Source organism: Pseudomonas citri (assembly GCF_025336485.1).
Lineage (GTDB): Bacteria > Pseudomonadota > Gammaproteobacteria > Pseudomonadales > Pseudomonadaceae > Aquipseudomonas > Aquipseudomonas citri.
In genome coordinates this window covers 1-1,364 of record NZ_JAODAB010000055.1, presented here as the reverse complement: position 1 = coordinate 1,364, position 1,364 = coordinate 1, and the positions used below count along the sequence as shown (strand labels likewise).

1 protein-coding gene is annotated in these 1,364 nt (G+C 57.0%); it reads left to right on the top strand.

Going from position 1 to position 1,364, the window contains the following annotated elements; translation table 11 throughout:
- Nucleotides 1–52 precede the first annotated feature (52 nt).
- Nucleotides 53–1,303, top strand: a complete 1,251-nt coding sequence (locus N4Q37_RS27600; RefSeq protein ID WP_260963351.1) for an IS256 family transposase — start codon at nucleotides 53–55, stop codon at nucleotides 1,301–1,303.
- Nucleotides 1,304–1,364: the final 61 nt, after the last annotated feature.

The following is a 1,364-nucleotide window of genomic DNA, read 5'->3' as shown; positions in this document are numbered from 1 at the left end:
GAGGGTGTCAGAAATTTTGTGTTCGGGCATAACATGAGTAAGAGGTGCATGTATGCCAACCAAAAAGAAACCGCTTCGAGAATTACCGAAGGTCCCGAAAGAGCTTCTTGAGCAGTTTTCCGCCGCCCCGCTGATGACCGCGGAGGCCATCGAAGAGGCCTCTGCGGCGTTCAAGAAGGCGCTGATCGAGCGTGCCCTGAGCGCTGAGCTGGGCCATCACCTGGGCTATCCTCCGGGCGCGCAGCGTCCGGAGGATGAAACCAACCAGCGCAATGGCAAGAGCGGCAAGACGGTGCTGACCGGTGATGGCCCGCTCCGGCTGGACATCCCGCGTGATCGAGATGGCAGTTTCTCGCCCATTCTAATTCCCAAGCATGAGCGCCGTTACACCGGTTTCGACGACAAGATCATCGCCATGTATGCCCGTGGGATGACGGTCAGAGAGATCCGGGCGTTTCTTTCCGAGCAGTACGGGACGGATGTTTCGCCTGACTTCATCAGCTCGGTGACCGACGAGGTGATGGAAGAGATTGGCGCATGGCAACAGCGTCCCCTAGAGCCGATGTATCCGGTCATTTTCTTTGATGCTCTGCGGGTCAAAATTCGCGAAGAAGGTCTGGTTCGCAACAAGGCGATTTACTTGGCGCTGGGCGTTTTACCCGACGGGACACGCGACATCCTGGGTATCTGGATCGAGAACACCGAAGGGGCAAAGTTCTGGATGAAGGTATTTAACGACCTCAAGACACGCGGCGTCGAGGACGTGCTGATAGCCGTGACCGATGGCCTAAAAGGCATGCCAGAGGCCCTCAGCGCGGTGTTTCCGGAAACAACACTGCAGACGTGCATCGTGCATCTGATCCGCAACAGCCTTGATTATGCGGCCTGGGACAAGCGTCGAGAACTGGCCAAGGCTCTCAAGCCGATCTATCAGGCCATCAATGCACAAGCGGCGGGACAGGCTCTGGATGAATTTGAGCGCGGGCCTTGGGGCAAGCAATATCCCACGGTTGTGGCGGCCTGGCGACGGGCGTGGGATCGAGTGATTCCATTTTTTGTTTTCCCGCCCGCGATCCGCAAGGTGATCTACACCACCAATGCCATCGAGAGCATCAACGCTCAGTTACGCAAGATCATCAAGACCCGTGGTCACTTTCCGAACGACGACGCCGCGACCAAACTGATCTGGCTGGGGCTGCGCAACATCACAGCAAACTGGGGCTCGGCGGCGCATGATTGGAAAAGTGCAATGAATCAATTTGCGATTCTGTACGGAGATCGGTTCATCAGGCCGACCTGGTGAAATCAAGGCCTGCCTGACGGCAGGCCGCTACCGGCCCGAACACAAAAAATCTGACAGTCCC

Bases quoted from the DNA above. Each gene is read 5' to 3' on its own strand.
- N4Q37_RS27600 (WP_260963351.1), top strand. From the start codon at position 53: ATGCCAACCAAAAAGAAACCGCTTCGAGAATTACCGAAGGTCCCGAAA.